Annotated in this window: 2 protein-coding genes; both read left to right on the plus strand. The window is 72.8% G+C overall.

The features are described 5' to 3' along the window. Positions 1-49 precede the first annotated feature (49 nt). Positions 50-6,946 (plus strand): SDR family NAD(P)-dependent oxidoreductase, encoded by a 6,897-nt coding sequence (locus ACQPWW_RS21165; RefSeq protein ID WP_433124947.1) that lies wholly within the window; start codon positions 50-52, stop codon positions 6,944-6,946. Continuing rightward, positions 6,943-18,411: an SDR family NAD(P)-dependent oxidoreductase gene (locus tag ACQPWW_RS21170; RefSeq protein WP_433134468.1), complete on the plus strand. Its 11,469-nt coding sequence runs from the start codon at positions 6,943-6,945 to the stop codon at positions 18,409-18,411. Before ACQPWW_RS21165 ends, ACQPWW_RS21170 begins: the two co-directional genes overlap by 4 nt. Positions 18,412-18,418 lie beyond the last annotated feature (7 nt).

Here is an 18,418-nt window from a genome sequence, read left to right on the forward strand (position 1 = left end):
TCCCGCCACGGAGCAGAGCACCGAATGGCCGCCGGCTGGCGCCACCGTCGTGCCGCTCGACGACGCGTACGACCGGCTGGCCGACGCCGGTTACGACTACGGGCCGGCCTTCCGCGGGCTACGGGCGCTGTGGCGACGCGACGGGCAGGTCTTCGCCGAGGTGGCGCTGCCGGCGGAGGCCGGGGCCGTGGACGGCTTCGGCCTACACCCGAGCCTGCTCGACGCGGCCCTGCACCCGGTGCCGCTCGGCGCAGTCGGCGAGCTCGGGCCGGGACTGCTGCCGTTCTCCTTCCGGGGGGTGACCCTGCACGCGGTCGGCGCCACGGTCCTGCGGGTCACGTTGTCTGCCACCGGGCCGGACAGCATCACGCTCACCGCCGCGGATGCGGCCGGCGCGCCGGTGCTCACCGTCGACGAGTTGCGGCTGCGCACTGCCGACCTCACCAACCTCGGCGGCGGTGCGCCTCGGGTCCTCTACGAGTTGACCTGGGAGCGGGTGGTGGGTGCGGCGGCGGTCGGGAAACACCTGCTGCTGGATCTGAGTGGTGACACCGTGCACACCGCGCTGCCGCGTCTGCAGGACGCGCTCACCGGTGACCAGCCGTTGCTGGCGCACACCCGCAACGCCGTCACCGACCCCATCGACCCTGACCAGGCCGCGATCTGGGGTCTGCTGCGCACCGCCCAACTCGAACATCCCGACCGGCTCACGATCGTCGACAACCACGACCCCGCCAACCCGCCACCGGCCACCGAACCCCAGGTAGCCACCCGCGACGGGCAGCACTACGCCCCCCGACTCACCCCCACCCCCACACCCACCCCCCACCAGCTGCCCCTGGACCCCGACGGCAGCATCCTCATCACCGGCGGCACCGGCACCCTCGGCGCCCTCATCGCCCGCCACCTACACCACCGCGGCTACCAGCACCTCGTCCTGGCCAGCCGCCGCGGCCCGAACGCACCCGACGCCCACCACCTCACCGACATCGCCACCATCGTCGCCTGCGACACCACCGACGCCACCGCCCTCAACACCCTCCTGAACACCATCACCCCACCACTGACCGCGATCATCCACACCGCCGCGACCCTCGACGACGCCACCATCACCAACCTCACCCCGCAACAACTGCACACCGTCTGGCAACCCAAAGCCCACACCGCCACCCTCCTGGAACACACCAACGCCCACCTCATCTACTTCTCCTCCCTCGCCGGCACCCTCGGCAACCCCGGCCAAGGCAACTACGCCGCCGCCAACGCCTACCTCGACGCCCTCGCCCACCGCCGCCACCACAACGGCAAACCCACCACCAGCATCGCCTGGGGCCTCTGGGCCAACACCAGCGGAATGACCCAACACCTCACCACCACCGACCGCCAACGCCTACACCGCACCGGCCTCACCCCCATGACCACCGACGACGCCCTCGCCCTCTTCGACGCCGCAGTCGCGTCGGGCGCTCCGAACCGGGTCGCCGCCGTGCTGGACCGGGCCAACCTGGACCCGGCCAACCCGCTGCTGCGCCATCTCACCAAGCGCCGGACGGCGGCGGCTCCGGCGCCGGCCGGACTGCCGGCGGAGGACCGGGTGCCGGCTCTCGACCAGATCGTGCGGTCCACAGTGGCGGTCGTGCTCGGGTACGGACCGGGCGCGACGGTCGACCGGGACCGGGCGTTCAAGGAACTCGGGTTCGACTCGCTGACCGCCGTCGAGTTGCGCAACCGACTGGCGACAGCGACCGGCCTGCGGCTGCCGGCGACGCTGATCTTCGACCACCCCACCCCCGCCGCCCTCGTCACCCACCTCCACGACCAACTCGACCCCGAGCACGCCACCCGCAAACCGACACCGACCGCCACCGCCGCCACCACCACCGACGAGCCGATCGCCATCATCGGCATGGCCTGCCGTTACCCCGGTGGGGTGTCCGCTCCGGAGGAGCTGTGGCGGCTGGTCGCGGACGGGGTCGACGCGATCACCGAGTTCCCGGACAACCGGGGCTGGGACCTGGAGCGGCTGTACCACCCGGATCCGGACCACACCGGCACGAGCTACACCCGGCACGGCGGCTTCCTGCACGACGCCGACCGCTTCGACCCCACCTTCTTCGGGATCAGCCCGCGGGAGGCAATGGCCATCGATCCGCAGCAGCGGCTGCTGCTGGAGACGGCGTGGGAGGCGATCGAGACCGCCGGGTTGAACGCCGAGCGGCTGCGCGGCACCGACACCGGGGTGTTCGCCGGGGTGATGTACCACGACTACGCGAGCCGCCTCGGCGGCGCCCCTGCCGACCTGGAGGGTTACCTCGCCACCGGTTCGACAGGCAGCGTCGCGTCCGGGCGGATCTCCTACCAGTTCGGCTTCGAGGGACCGGCCGTCTCGGTGGACACCGCCTGCTCGTCCTCGCTGGTGGCCATCCACCTCGCCGGGCAGGCACTGCGCCAGGGCGAGTGCGGTCTCGCACTGGCCGGCGGGGTCACAGTGATGGCCTCCCCGGACATGTACATCGAGTTCAGCCGACAGCGTGGGTTGGCGCCGGACGGGCGCTGCAAATCCTTCTCCGCCGAGGCCGACGGCGCCGCCTGGTCCGAAGGCGTCGGGCTGCTGCTGCTCGAACGGCTCTCCGACGCCCAGCGCAACGGACACCCCATCCACGCCGTCATTCGCGGCACCGCTGTCAATCAGGACGGTGCCAGCAACGGCTTGACCGCACCCAACGGTCCGGCGCAGGAGCGGGTCATCCGGCAGGCGCTGGCCAACGCCGGCCTGGAGATCGGTGACGTCGACGCGATCGAGGCGCACGGCACCGGCACCACGCTGGGCGACCCCATCGAGGCCGGGGCGATCCTGCGCACCTACGGCGATCGGGACCGGCCGGTCTTCCTGGGATCGATCAAATCCAACATCGGCCACGCGCAGGCCGCGGCCGGCGTCGCCGGCGTCATCAAGATGGTCGAGGCCCTCCGCCACGAGTCGCTCCCGCGGACCCTGCACGCGGACGAGCCCAGTCCGCACGTGGACTGGACCAGCGGCAAGGTGGAACTGCTCGCCTCGGCGCAGCCCTGGCCCGCCGGGGAACAGACCCGCCGCGCCGCCGTCTCCTCGTTCGGCATCAGCGGCACCAACGCCCACCTGATCCTCGAAGAGCCGCCGCGGCCCGCGCCCGTCGCCGCGACGTCCGAACCGACCGGTCCGACCAGCTGGCTGCTGTCCGCGCACACCGAGGACGGCCTACGCGACCAGGCCGGACAACTGCTGCGGCACCTCGGCGACGCGGCACCGGCGGACGTGGCCGCAACGCTGGCCGGGCGGGTGCAGCACCCGTACCGCTCGGTGGCGCTCGGCGGCAGCCGGGACGAGCTGATCGCCGCGGTTCGGGCGCTCGCCGATGGCACGGACGACCCCGCGGTCGTCCGCGGCGCCGTGGCGGACGGCGACGGCCTGGCCTTCCTCTTCACCGGGCAGGGCAGCCAGCGGTCGGGGATGGGCGCCGGCCTGCTGACGACCGAACCCGTCTTCGCGGCCGCGTTCGAGGAGGTGTGTGCCGCGTTCGACGGCCGGCTGGAACGGCCGCTGCGCGAGGTGATCCTTGAGGCCGACGGCGAGGACCTGCACCGAACCGACTACACCCAGCCGGCGCTGTTCGCGGTCGAGGTGGCGCTGTACCGGCTGCTGACCCACCACGGTCTGCGCCCGAGCCACCTGGCCGGGCACTCGATCGGTGAGATCACGGCGGCACACGTGGCCGGGGTGCTCTCGCTCGACGACGCCGCCACGCTGGTCGCGGCCCGGGGTCGGCTGATGCGGGCGCTGCCGACCGGCGGCGCGATGGTCGCCGTCGGCGCCACCGAGGACGAGGTGCTCCCCCTGCTCGCCGGCCGGGAGGCCGAGGCCGGCATCGCGGCAGTGAACGGTCCGGCCTCGGTGGTGCTGTCCGGTGACGAGGACGTCGTGCTCGCCGTCGCCGGCGAGCTGCGCGCGGCGGGTCACCGCACCCAGCGGCTCACCGTCAGCCACGCCTTCCACTCGCCGCGGATGGAGCCGATGCTCGACGACTTCCGGCGTGAGATCGCCGGACTGCACTTCGCGGCGCCCACAGTGCCCATCGTGTCCACGCTGACCGGTGAGCTCGTTGGCCTCGACGAGCTGTCGTCGCCGGACCACTGGGTGCGGCACGCCCGGGAGACGGTCCGGTTCGCCGCGGCCGTCGACCGCCTGAGTGACGCGGGTGTACGCCTGTTCGTCGAGGTCGGTCCGGACGCGGTGCTCGCCACAATGGCCGCCGACATGCTCGGCGACGCCACCGCGGTGCCGGTGCTGCGCCGCGACCGGCCGGAGGAGGTGTCGCTGCTGACGGCACTGGCCACCGCGCACACCCGCGGCGCGACGGTCGACCCTGCCGTGTGGACCGGCGGCGGCGGGCGTCCGGTGTCGTTGCCGCCGTACGCGTTCCGGCGTCGCCGTCTCTGGCTGGACGCGCCACCCGGCGCCGGTGACCCGACCGGGCTGGGTCTGGAGGCCGGCGCGCACCCGATGCTCGGCGCGGCCGTCCACCTCGCCGGCGACGGCGGCCTGGTGTTCACCGGCCGACTCTCGGTGGCGACCCATCCGTGGCTGGCCGACCACTCCGTGCGCGGCAGCATCGTGGTTCCCGGCACCGCGCTACTGGACATGGCGCTGCACGCGGCCGGTCGGGCCGGTTTCCCCTACCTGGAGGAGCTGGTCCTGGCCACGCCGCTGGTGATCGAACGGAACGGGGCCGTGGAGGTCCAGGTCGCGGTCGCCCCGATCGAGGGCGGACGAGGCCGGATCGGCATTCACGCCCGCTTCGGCCCGGACGCCGACTGGACCCGGCATGCCGAGGGCACGATCGGACCGGAGCCGGCCGGCGGGCCCCCGGCCGGGCTGCCCTGGCCTCCGAGCGGCCCCGCCGTCGACGTGGCGGACCTGCCCGATCGGGTCGCCGCGCTGGGGGTGGACTACGGGCCCGCGTTCCATGGGCTGGTCGCCGCCTGGCAGACCGAGCACGGCCCGGCGAGCGAGGCGGTGCTGCCCGAGGAGGCCGGCGCGGCCCAGAGCTTCGGTGTGCATCCGGCGCTGCTGGACGCGGCGCTGCATCCGTTGGTCGCGGCCGGAGATGAGCTGCGGCTGCCGTTCACCTGGACGGGCGTGCGGCTACACCGCGCGGGGGCCACCACCTTGCGTACCCGTTTCGTGGAGAACGAGGACGGCGTTTCGCTGGTGGCCACCGACGCCGACGGCGCTCCGGTGATCTCGGTGACCGGGCTGATCACACGACCGTTCACCGGGGTGTCCCCGGTGCTCTACCGGGTCGTGTGGGAGCGGGTGGTGGGTGCGGCGGCGGTCGGGGAGCCGTTGCTGCTGGATCTGAGTGGTGACACCGTGCACACCGCGCTGCCGCGCCTACAGGAGGCGCTCGCCGGTGACCAGCCGTTGCTGGCGCACACCCGTAACGCCGTCACCGATCCGATCGACCCTGACCAGGCCGCGATCTGGGGTCTGCTGCGTACCGCCCAACTCGAGCACCCCGACCGGCTCACGATCGTCGACAACCACGACCCCGCCAACCCGCCACCGGCCACCGAACCCCAGGTAGCCACCCGCGACGGGCAGCACTACGCCCCCCGACTCACCCCCACACCCACACCCACCCCCCACCAGCTGCCCCTGGACCCCGACGGCAGCATCCTCATCACCGGCGGCACCGGCACCCTCGGCGCCCTCATCGCCCGCCACCTACACCACCGCGGCTACCAGCACCTCGTCCTGGCCAGCCGCCGCGGCCCGAACGCACCCGACGCCCACCACCTCACCGACATCGCCACCATCGTCGCCTGCGACACCACCGACGCCACCGCCCTCAACACCCTCCTGAACACCATCACCCCACCACTGACCGCGATCATCCACACCGCCGCGACCCTCGACGACGCCACCATCACCAACCTCACCCCGCAACAACTGCACACCGTCTGGCAACCCAAAGCCCACACCGCCACCCTCCTGGAACACACCAACGCCCACCTCATCTACTTCTCCTCCCTCGCCGGCACCCTCGGCAACCCCGGCCAAGGCAACTACGCCGCCGCCAACGCCTACCTCGACGCCCTCGCCCACCGCCGCCACCACAACGGCAAACCCACCACCAGCATCGCCTGGGGCCTCTGGGCCAACACCAGCGGAATGACCCAACACCTCACCACCACCGACCGCCAACGCCTACACCGCACCGGCCTCACCCCCATGACCACCGACGACGCCCTCGCCCTGTTCGACGCCGCCATCAGCAGCGACCAACCCACCACCGTCGCGGTCACCCTCGACCCCGCCACCCTGCGCGAACAAGCCACCACCGGAACCCTGCCCACCCTCCTCCGCAACCTCGTCCGCACACCACGACGGGTCGACCCGGACGTCACGCTCCGGCTCGGCCAACTCGACGGCGAACAGCGCGAGGAGGCGCTGCTCCACCTCGTCCGTGAGCACGTGGCCGGGGTGCTCGGACACGAGTCGAGCCGCGAGGTGCACCTTGACCGCGGCTTCCTGGATCTGGGCCTCGACTCGCTCACCGCGCTGGAGTTGCGCAACCGGCTCGGCTCGGCGACCGGCCTGCGACTGCCGGCCACGGTGATCTTCGATCATCCGACGGTTCGCGGGCTGACCACACACCTGCTTGCCGAGCTCAGCCCGGCTCTGCCGGCGCCCGCCGACCGTGTGCTCGGCGACATCGACCAGGTGGCGGCCAGCCTGGCCGCACTCAACGGAGACCAGGCCGGCCGGCTGGCCGTGTCGCGGCGACTGCGTGAGCTGCTCACCGAGCTGGAAGGCACGCCGGATGACGGCGTCGCGGAACGGCTCACGTCCGCCACTGACGACGACCTCTTCGACTTCATCGACAGCGAACTCGGGACCCGCTGATGACCACGGGCGGCCTCACCGGAAGGAAGAACGCAGCAATGGCGAACGAGGACAAGCTCCGGGACTATCTCAAGCGGGTCACCGCCGATCTGCACCAGACCCGTGAGCGGCTGCGGGAGGTGGAGTCGGCCGCCGGGGAGCCGATCGCCGTGGTGGCCATGGCGTGCCGCTATCCGGGCGGGGTGGCCGGCCCGGAGGATCTGTGGCGACTTGTCGACGACGGCGTCGACGCGGTCACCGGGTTCCCGGAGAACCGTGGGTGGGATCTGGACGGGCTCTACGACCCGGACCCGGACGCGGCCGGACACTCGTACACCCGGCACGGCGGCTTCCTGCACGACGCCGACGAGTTCGACCCGGACGTGTTCGGCATCAGCCCGCGCGAGGCGCTCACCATCGATCCGCAGCAGCGCATCCTGCTCGAGCTGGCCTGGGAGGCGGTCGAGCGAGCCGGCATCGGCCCGGACGCGCTGCGCGGCAGCCGCACCGGCGTGTACGCGGGCGTCATGTACAACGACTATGCCGGCCGGCTGCTGCACCAGCCGCCCGAGGACCTCGAGGGTTACCTGGCCAGCGGCAGCGCCGGCAGCGTCGCGTCCGGCCGGGTGGCGTACCACTTCGGCTTCGAGGGGCCGGCGGTCACCGTCGACACGGCCTGCTCGTCATCGCTTGTCACTCTGCACCTTGCCGCGCAGGCGCTACGGCAGGGCGACTGCACGCTGGCGCTGGCCGGTGGCGTCACGGTGATGGCCAGTCCGAACAGCTTCGTCGAGTTCAGCCGCCAGCGCGGTCTGGCGCCGGACGGCCGCTGCAAGCCGTTCGCCGACGCCGCCGACGGCACGGGTTGGAGCGAGGGCGCGGGCCTGCTGCTGCTGGAACGGCTCTCCGACGCGCAGCGCCTGGGCCACCCGATCCTCGGCGTGATCCGTGGCAGCGCGGTCAACCAGGACGGCACCACCAGCCAGCTCACCGCGCCGAACGGGCCGGCCCAGCAGCGGGTCATCCGGCAGGCGCTGGCCGGCGCCGGGTTGGAGCCGGCCGATGTGGACGCGGTGGAGGCGCACGGCACCGGCACCACGCTGGGCGACCCGATCGAGGCCGGCGCGTTGCTGGCCACGTACGGCGCCGGCCGCGATCCGCGACGCCCGCTGCACCTCGGCTCGATCAAGTCGAACCTGGGTCACACCCAGGCGGCGGCCGGCGTCGCCGGCGTGATCAAGATGATCATGGCGATGCGGCACGACCGGCTTCCGCGCACCCTGCACGTCGACCGACCCTCCCAGCACGTGGACTGGGACGGTGGCGCGCTGAGCCTGCTCACCGACCCGGTCGACTGGCCCCGGCAAGACCGGCCGCGGCGGGCCGCGGTGTCCTCGTTCGGCATCAGCGGCACCAACGCGCACGTCATCCTGGAGGAGGCGCCGCCGGTCGACACCGCCCCGACCGGCACCCGCCAGGCGCCGGCAGCGGTGCCCTACCTGCTCTGCGCGCACGACGAGGAGTCACTGCGCCGCTCGGCACTGCGCCTGCGCGACCACCTGGCCAACGATCCCGATCTGGACCGACTCGCGGTCGGGCACAGCCTGGCCACCACCCGCCGCGAACTCGGCCGGCGCGCCGCGATCCTGGCCACCGACGGCGCGACCACCGCCGCCGCGCTGGCCGCGCTGGCGACCGGAGACCGGCATCCGGCCGCCGTCCGCGGCACCGCCTCGGCGGGCGCGACCGCCTTCCTCTTCACCGGCCAGGGCAGTCAGCGACCCGGCATGGGCGCGACGCTCTACCGCGAGGTGCCCTCATTCGCCGCCGCGGTCGACGAGATCTGCGCGGCCCTGGATCCACACCTCGACCAGCCGTTGCGGGAACTGATGTTCGCCGACGGTGGCGCCAACAGCCCACTGCACCGCACCGAATATGCCCAGCCGGCACTGTTCGCGCTGGAGGTGGCGCTGTTCCGCACGCTGCGCGGATTCGGGGTACGCCCGGACTACCTGGTCGGCCACTCGATCGGCGAGCTCGCGGCCGCGCACGTGGCCGGGGTGCTGTCGCTCGCCGACGCCGCGACGCTGGTCGCCGCGCGCGGCCGGCTGATGCAGGCGATGCGGGACGACGGAGCGATGGTCGCCATCCAGGCCGGTGAGGAGACCGTCCGCGCCGCGATCAACGGCCACCACCAGGGGGTGACTGTCGCGGCCGTGAACGGGCCGACGGCGACGGTGATCTCCGGGGACACGGCCGCGGTCGTGGAGTTGGGCGCCGTCTTCACCGAGCGCGGCATCAAGACCCGACGACTCACCGTCAGTCACGCGTTCCACTCGCCGCACATGGACGGCATGCTCGACGACTTCCGCCTGGTGGCAGCGGGGCTGGACTTCCGGCCGCCGACCATCCCGATCGTGTCCAACCTGACCGGCGAGCTCGCCACCGCCGAACAGCTGTGCTCCGCAGACTACTGGGCCGACCAGGTGCGCCACGCGGTGCGCTTCGCCGACGCGGTTGCTCTGCTGCACCGGGAAGGGGTGATCCACTACCTCGAACTCGGGCCGGCGCCGGTGCTCGCCGCCATGGTGCACGACACCCTCTTCGCGACCGACGCGGACGCGCCAGCCGCCGAGCGCAGCACGGTCCTGGCCACGATGCGCAAGGACCGGGAGGGCGCGGCCGGGTTGATCGGCACGCTTGCCGAGGCGTACGTGCACGGGCTGACCGTCGACTGGAACGCGGTCGTGGGCTGGGACGAGGCGCCGGTGGTGCCGCTGCCGACGTACCCGTTCCACCGCCGGCGCTTCTGGATCGAGCCTTCCCCGGCCGGCGGCGACCCGGCCGGGCTGGGTCAGCACCCGGCGCGGCACCCGCTGCTCGGGGCCGGCGTGGACCTGGCGGCCGGCGGTGGCAGCCTGCTGACGGGCCGGTTCTCCCCGACGAGTCATCCGTGGTTGGCCGACCACGCCGTGCAGGGCACCGTGCTGCTGCCCGGCACCGCGCTGCTCGACCTCGCGCTGTTCGCGGCGAGCCGGCACGGTTGGTCGCGCGTGGACGAGCTCACCCTTGAGGCGCCCGTCGTGCTCGACCCGGACGCGCCGATCGACCTGCAGGTCAGCGTGCGGGACGAGGACGGCCCGACGGTGGAGATCTTCTCGCGTCCGGCGGAGGACCCGGACGGCGACTGGACCCGGCACTGCACGGGCCGGATCGGCACGGACGAGCAGCGGACCGCGCCGACCGGCGAATCGGCCACGGCGTGGCCGCCCGCCGGGGCCGAGCCGATCGACGTGGCCGGGCTCTACGACCGGCTGGAGGAGTTGGGTCTCGACTACGGCCCGACCTTCCAGGCGGTACGCGCCGCGTGGCGGGACGGCGACACGATCCACGCCGAGGTCGCGGTGCGGCCGGAGGTCGGGCAGGACACCTTCGCGGTGCACCCGGCCCTGCTCGACGCCGCCCTTCACCCGCTCGCCGCCGCCGGTACCGGCCTGCGGCTGCCCTTCGCCTGGCGGGGCGTCACGGTGCACGCCGTCGAGGCCACCGCCCTGCGGGTCACCGTACGACCGGCCGGGACGGACAGCCTGTCGTTGACCGCCACCGATCCGACCGGCGCGCCGGTGCTGACCGTCGAGGCCCTCGACGTGCGTGCCGCGGACCTGGCGCACCTGGCCGGCGGTCGTCGCCCGCAGACCCTGTACCGGGTCGTCTGGGAGCGGGTGGTGGGTGCGGCGGCGGTCGGGGAGCCGTTGCTGCTGGATCTGAGTGGTGACACCGTGCACACCGCGCTGCCGCGTCTGCAGGAGGCGCTCGCCGGTGACCAGCCGTTGCTGGCGCACACCCGCAACGCCGTCACCGATCCGATCGACCCTGACCAGGCCGCGATCTGGGGTCTGCTGCGTACCGCCCAACTCGAGCACCCCGACCGGCTCACGATCGTCGACAACCACGACCCCGCCAACCCGCCACCGGCCACCGAACCCCAGATAGCCACCCGCGACGGGCAGCACTACGCCCCCCGACTCACCCCCACCCCCACACCCACCCCCCACCAGCTGCCCCTGGACCCCGACGGCAGCATCCTCATCACCGGCGGCACCGGCACCCTCGGCGCCCTCATCGCCCGCCACCTACACCACCGCGGCTACCAGCACCTCGTCCTGGCCAGCCGCCGCGGCCCGAACGCACCCGACGCCCACCACCTCACCGACATCGCCACCATCGTCGCCTGCGACACCACCGACGCCACCGCCCTCAACACCCTCCTGAACACCATCACCCCACCACTGACCGCGATCATCCACACCGCCGCGACCCTCGACGACGCCACCATCACCAACCTCACCCCCGACCAACTGCACACCGTCTGGCAACCCAAAGCCCACACCGCCACCCTCCTGGAACACACCAACGCCCACCTCATCTACTTCTCCTCCCTCGCCGGCACCCTCGGCAACCCCGGCCAAGGCAACTACGCCGCCGCCAACGCCTACCTCGACGCCCTCGCCCACCGCCGCCACCACAACGGCAAACCCACCACCAGCATCGCCTGGGGCCTCTGGGCCAACACCAGCGGAATGACCCAACACCTCACCACCACCGACCGCCAACGCCTACACCGCACCGGCCTCACCCCCATGACCACCGACGACGCCCTCGCCCTCTTCGACGCCGCCATCAGCAGCGACCAACCCACCACCGTCGCGGTCACCCTCGACCCCGCCACCCTGCGCGAACAAGCCACCACCGGAACCCTGCCCACCCTCCTCCGCAACCTCGTCCGCACACCACGACGCGCCACGACGGCCGGCGGCGACCTGCCGGCACGGCTGGCCGGCCAGGGCCCGGCAGAGCGGCGGGCGGTCCTGGACGAGGTGGTACGCGGCCAGATCGCCCAGGTGCTCGGACATGCCTCGGTGGACGGTGTGGACCCGACGCGGGCGTTCAAGGAGCTGGGGTTCGACTCGCTGACCGCCGTCGAGTTGCGCAACCGGCTGGCGACGGCGACCGGCCTGCGGCTGCCGGCGACGCTGATCTTCGACCACCCCACCCCCGCGGCCCTCGTCACCCACCTCCACGACCAACTCGACCCCGAGCACGCCACCCGCAAACCGACACCGACCGCCACCGCCGCCATCACCACCGACGAGCCGATCGCCATCATCGGCATGGCCTGCCGTTACCCCGGTGGTGTCGACACCCCGGAGAAGCTGTGGGAGTTGGTGGCGGGCGGGGTCGACGCGATCTCGGAGTTCCCGGACAACCGGGACTGGGACATCGACGGCCTGTACCACCCGGACCCGGACCACACCGGCACGAGCTACACCCGCCACGGTGGTTTCCTGCACGACGCCGACCTGTTCGACCCGGAGTTCTTCGGGATCAGCCCCCGCGAGGCGGTGACCATCGACCCGCAGCAGCGGCTGCTGCTGGAAACCACGTGGGAGGCCATCGAGCGCGCCGGGTTGGACATGACCGGCCTGCGCGGCTCCCCGGTCGGTGTCTTCGCCGGACTGATGTACCACGACTACGGCGGTCGGTTGCAGCACCTGCCGCAGAGCTACGACGGGCACATCGGCAACGGCAGCGCGGGCAGCGTCGCTACCGGCCGGGTCGCCTACACGTTCGGTTTTGAGGGGCCGGCGATCACTGTGGACACGGCGTGTTCGTCGTCGCTTGTCGCGATCCACCTGGCGGGGCAGGCGTTGCGTCAGGGTGAGTGCACCCTCGCCCTCGCCGGTGGCGTCGCGATCATGTCCAGTCCCGGTCTGTTCATCGAGTTCAGTCGTCAACGCGCGATCTCCGCCGACGGGCGGTGTCGGGCGTTCTCCGCCGACGCCGACGGCACCGGGTGGGGCGAGGGCGTGGGCCTGCTCGTTCTGGAGAAGCTGTCCGACGCGCAACGCAACGGTCATCCCATCCACGCTGTCATCCGGGGCACCGCGGTGAACCAGGACGGTGCCAGCAACGGTCTCACCGCCCCGAACGGGCCCTCTCAGGAACGGGTCATCCACCAGGCACTGGCCAACGCCGGCCTGAGCATCGGTGACGTCGACGCCATCGAGGCCCACGGCACCGGCACCACCCTGGGTGACCCGATCGAGGCCGGCGCCATCCTCAACACCTACGGCCAACGCGACCGGCCCGTCTACCTCGGGTCGATCAAGTCGAACATCGGGCACACCCAGGCCGCCGCCGGAGTCGCCGGCGTCATCAAAATGGTCGAAGCCCTGCGCCACGACACCCTCCCGCGAACCCTGCACGCCGACACCCCCAGCCCACACATCGACTGGACCAGCGGCAACGTCGAACTCCTCGCCACCGCGCAGGCCTGGCCCACCCGTGAGCACCCCCGCCGCGCCGCGATCTCCTCCTTCGGGATCAGCGGCACCAACGCCCACCTCATCCTCCAAGAACCCCCCACCCCTGCCGACCCCGTGCCGGCCGACCCCGGCCCTGCCGACCCCGCTTCTGCTTCTGCTGACGCCGCGCCTGATGGTGCGGTTGGTGGGCCGGTGGTGTGGTTGCTGTCCGCGCACACCCCTGACGCCCTACGGGCCTACGCCGCGAACCTGAGCGACTACCTGAGCGCCCACCCTGACACCCCGGCCGCCGACATCGCGCACACCCTTGAGCGTCGGGTCCACCACGCCCACCGGGCCGCGGTCACGCACCCCGACGCGCTGCTGGCTCTGCGCCAGGACCAACCCCACCCGCACCTCGTCACCGGCACCGCGCACACCGGGAAAACCGTGTTCGTGTTCCCCGGTCAGGGAAGCCAGTGGACACACATGGCCCTCGACCTCTACCGCAACGACCCGGTCTTCGCTCACCACCTCGACGAAGCCCACCGCGCCCTCACCCCCCACATCAGCTTCGACCTCATCGACGTCCTCACCGCCGACCCGATCCCCACCGACACGCCCACCATCCAACCCACCCTCTTCGCCGTGATGACCGCCCTGGCGAAACTGTGGCAACACCACGGCGTCACCCCCGACGCCGTCATCGGTCACAGCCAAGGCGAAATCGCCGCCGCCCACATCGCCGGGACCCTCACCCTCACCGACGCCGCCCGCCTCATCGCCATCCGCAGCCACACCATCGAAACCCTCGACGGCACCGGCGCCATGCTCACCATCGCCGCCCCCCACGACGAGGTCCGCACCGCCATCGCACCCTTCGGCGAGCAACTATCCATCGCCGCCATCAACAGCCCCACCAGCACCGTCGTCGCCGGCACCCCCGAGGCCATCGCCGCCCTCGCCGCGACCTACCAGAACACCACCACCCGCGCCACCACCCTGCCCGTCACCTACGCCAGCCACCACCCACCCCACATCGACGCCCTCAAACCCACCCTCACCACCCTCCTGGGCACCATCACCACCCACCCCAACCACATCCCCCACTACTCCACCGTCACCACCAACCCCCTGCACCCCGACGACCTCACCACCGACTACTGGCACGACAACCTCCGCAACCCCGTCCAACTCCAACCCACCATCGAAAAACTCCACCAACACGGCTACCGCACCTTCCTCGAAATCAGCCCCCACCCCGTCCTCACCCCCCACATCACCACCACCCTCACCACCCTCACCAACACCGCCCCGGTCACCGTCACCGGGACCCTGCGACGCAACGAACCCTCCACCACCACCTTCCTCACCAACCTCGCCACCCTCCACACCACCGGCACCCCCCACACCCACACCACACCCGGCAACCACCTCCCCAACCTCCCCACCACCGCCTACACCCGCACCCGCCACTGGCTCACCGCACCACCGGACACCCACACCAACCCCCACACCCTCGGCCTCAACCCCACCACCCACCCACTCCTCGCCACCACGACGCGGCTGCCTCACCAGGAGGCGACCCTCTACGCCTCGACCATCAGCACGCAGACGCAGCAGTGGATCCGCGACCACGCCCTGCGCGGCACCGCGCTGCTGCCCGCCACCGCGTACCTCGACCTCGCCCTCCACATTGGGCTCGCCGCGGGATTCCCGCAGCTTTCCGAACTGACCCTGCAGGCTCCGCTGCTCCTGGCCGAGCCGGCCCGGTTGCACGCCGTGCTCGACAGTGACGGCCCGGACCGGCGCACCCTCACCGTGTACAGCCAGCCGGTCGACGACGCGGCCGGGCCGTGGACCACCCACGCCACCGCCACCCTGACCGCCGGCGGGCCCGAGCCCGCCCCACCCGCCGCGGCCTGGCCACCGGCCGGAGCCGAGCCGCTCGACGTGGACTACGACCGGCTGCACGGACTCGGGCTGGACTACGGGCCCGCCTTCCGCGGCCTCCGCGCCGCCTGGCGGCAGGGGGAGGATCTGTACGCCGAGGTCGCCCTCCCCGCCGAGCAGCACGCCGACGCGGCCCGGTTCATGCTGCACCCGGCGCTGCTCGACGCCGCGCTGCACCCGCTGGCCGCCGCCGGCGACGAGGTTCGCCTGCCGTTCGCGTTCGGCGGCGTCACCCTGCACGCCACCGGGGCCACAGTGCTCCGCGTGCACCTACGGCGGACCGGCGAGACGGTGGCGATCCACGCGACCGACCCGGCCGGCCAGCCGGTGCTGACAGTGGAGTCACTGGCCGCCCGAGTGGCGCCGACACACGACGTGGGCGCCCGCCGGGTGCCGGAGTCGCTGTACGAGCTCGACTGGGTGGCCGCCGCGCCGCAGGAGGCCCCGACCGGGCGGTGGGCACTGCTCGGTACGGACGCCGGCCTGTCCGCGGCGCTCGCCGACACCGGTGTGGAACTCACCGGACCGGACGACGCGGACGTCAGGTTCTACCCGTGCCCGACGGCGCCCGACAACGGGCCGCAGGCGGTGCTCGACGTGCTCGCCGAGGTGCTGTCGGTGCTTCAGGAGACGCTGCGGGGCAACGGCCGGCTGGTGGTGCTGACCCGCGGGGCGGTCGCCGCCGGGCCCGCCGAGTCCCCCACCGATCTGGCGCACAGCGCGGTGTGGGGTCTGGTGCGCTCGGCGCAGTCGGAGAACCCGGACCGGTTCGTCCTTGTCGACACCGACGCGCTGCCGGCCTCGTACGCCCAGGTGCCGCAACTCGCCGGCGGCGCGGAACCACAGCTCGCCGTCCGCGACGGAGTCGCGACGGCCGCCCGGCTCGTCCGCGTCACCGGCGCCGGGCCGCTGGAGCTCCCGTCCGGGCCCGGATCCTGGGCGCTGCGGCTCACCGGCCGAGGCGGCGTCGACGACCTGGCCCTGGAGCCGAACGACAACGCCGACGTTCCGCTCACCGCCGGCCAGGTGCGGATCGCCGTCCGGGCGGCCGGGCTCAACTTCCGGGACGTCCTGCTGGCGCTCGGCATGGTGCCGGATGATGCGCGACCGGCCGGCGGCGAGGCCGCCGGCGTGGTGCTGGAGGTCGCCCCGGACGTCACAACGGTGGCGCCCGGCGACCGAGTGATGGGCCTGCTCTCCGGCGGTGTGGGTCCGGTGTCGGTGACCGACGCCCGGCTGCTGACCCGGGTACCCGCCGGGTGGTCGTTCGCCGAGGCGGCCGGCCTGCCGGTGGTCTTCATGACCGCGTTCTACGGCCTTGTCGACCTGGCCGGCCTGAAAGCCGGCGAACGGATCCTGGTGCACGCCGCCACCGGTGGCGTCGGCATGGCCGCTGTGCAACTGGCCCGGAGCATGGGCGCCGAGGTGTACGCCACGGCCAGCCCGCCGAAGTGGCCGGTGCTGCGCGCCCAGGGCTTCGACGACGCGCACATCGCCTCGTCACGTGACCTGGGCTTCGCCAGCGAACTGGCCGGCCGGCTGGGCGACGCGCGGATCGACGTGGTGCTCAACTCGCTGGCCCGCGAGTACGTAGACGCCTCTCTCGACCTGCTCGGCCCCGGCGGCCGCTTCCTGGAGATGGGAAAGACCGACATCCGGGACGCGGATGAGGTCGCCGCGCAACGGCCGGGCGTCGGCTACCGGGTCTTCGACCTGCTCGATGCCGGGCCCGACCGGATCCAGGAGATGCTCGTCGAGTTGCGCGAACGGTGCGACGCGGGCGACCTGCGGCCGCTGCCGGTGACCGCGTTCGACGTGCGCCGCGCCCCCGAGGCGATCCGCTATCTCAGCCAGGCGCGGCACGTCGGCAAGGTGGTGCTCACCGTGCCGACGCCGCTCGACCCGGCGGGCACGGTCCTGGTCACCGGCGCCAACGGCATGCTGGGCGGTCGACTGGCCCGCCACCTCGCGGCCGAGCACGGTGTCCGCCACCTGCTGCTGGTCAGCAGGCGTGGGGCCGATGCGGAGGGCACCGAGAAGCTGCGCGCCGACCTCGCCGAACTGGGCGCCGAAGCCACCTTCGCGGCCTGTGACACCGCCGACCGGGAAGCGCTGGCGGCGGTGCTCGCCGCCGTCCCGGCCGCCCACCCGCTGACCGCGGTGCTGCACAACGCCGGCGTGCTGGACGACGCCATGGTGCCCGCCCTGACCGACGAGAAGCTGGCCGCCGTGCTGCGGCCCAAGGCGGACGCCTCCTGGCACCTGCACGAGCTCACCGCCGGTCAGGACCTGGCCTGGTTCGTGCTCGCCTCCTCGGCGGCCGGCACGTTCGGCACCCCGGGCCAGGGCAACTACGCGGCGGCCAACGCGTACCTGGACGGCCTGGCCCGGATGCGCCGTCGCCACGGACTCCCGGCCAGCAGCCTGGCCTGGGGGCTGTGGGACGAAACGAGCGGCATGACCGGACACCTGGGCGACGCCGACCGGGAGCGGCTGCGCCGCGGTGGGACGCGGCCGCTGACCGCCGACGAGGGCCTGGCCCTCTTCGACGCGGCGGTGGCGCTGGGCCGGCCGGCGGTGGTGCCGATCCACCTGATGCTGCCCTCGTCGACGGAGCCCGACGGTGACGTTCCGGTGCCGCCGTTGCTGCGGGCCCTCACCGGCGCCGCTCCCCGCCGGGCCGCCGGCGAGACGACGGCCGGCGGCGCCTCGACGCTGCGTACCCGGTTGGGCGGGCTCGACCCGGACGGGCAGCGCACGTTCCTGCTCGACCTGGTGCGGATGCACGTGGCCACCGTCCTCGGGCACGCCGAACCCGAAAGGGTGACACCGGACCGGGCGTTCCGAGATCTGGGCTTCGACTCCCTCACCGCGGTCGAGCTGCGCAACCGGCTGGCCGCGGCCACCGGGCTCACGCTGCCGGCCACGCTCGTCTTCGACCATCCCACCGCCGTCGAACTGGCGGACCGGCTGCGCGGTGTGCTGCTGCCGGACCTGCCCGACCCGGCCTCGCTGGTGCTGTCCGGGTTGGACGAGATCGACGCCGCGCTGACCGGCCTGAACTGGGATGACCAGGCCCGCACCACTGTCGGCCCGCGGCTGCGCGCCCTGCTGTGGAAGTGGGGCAACGCCGGCGACGAGCCGGGCGACACGGAGACCGGCGACCCGGAGCCGGTCAGTGACGACGAACTGTTCGACGTACTCGACAACGAACTCGGCGCGGTCTGAAGGGGTG

The sequence above is a fragment of the Micromonospora sp. CA-240977 genome (assembly GCF_050942285.1).
In the GTDB taxonomy this organism is placed as follows: Bacteria; Actinomycetota; Actinomycetes; order Mycobacteriales; family Micromonosporaceae; genus Micromonospora.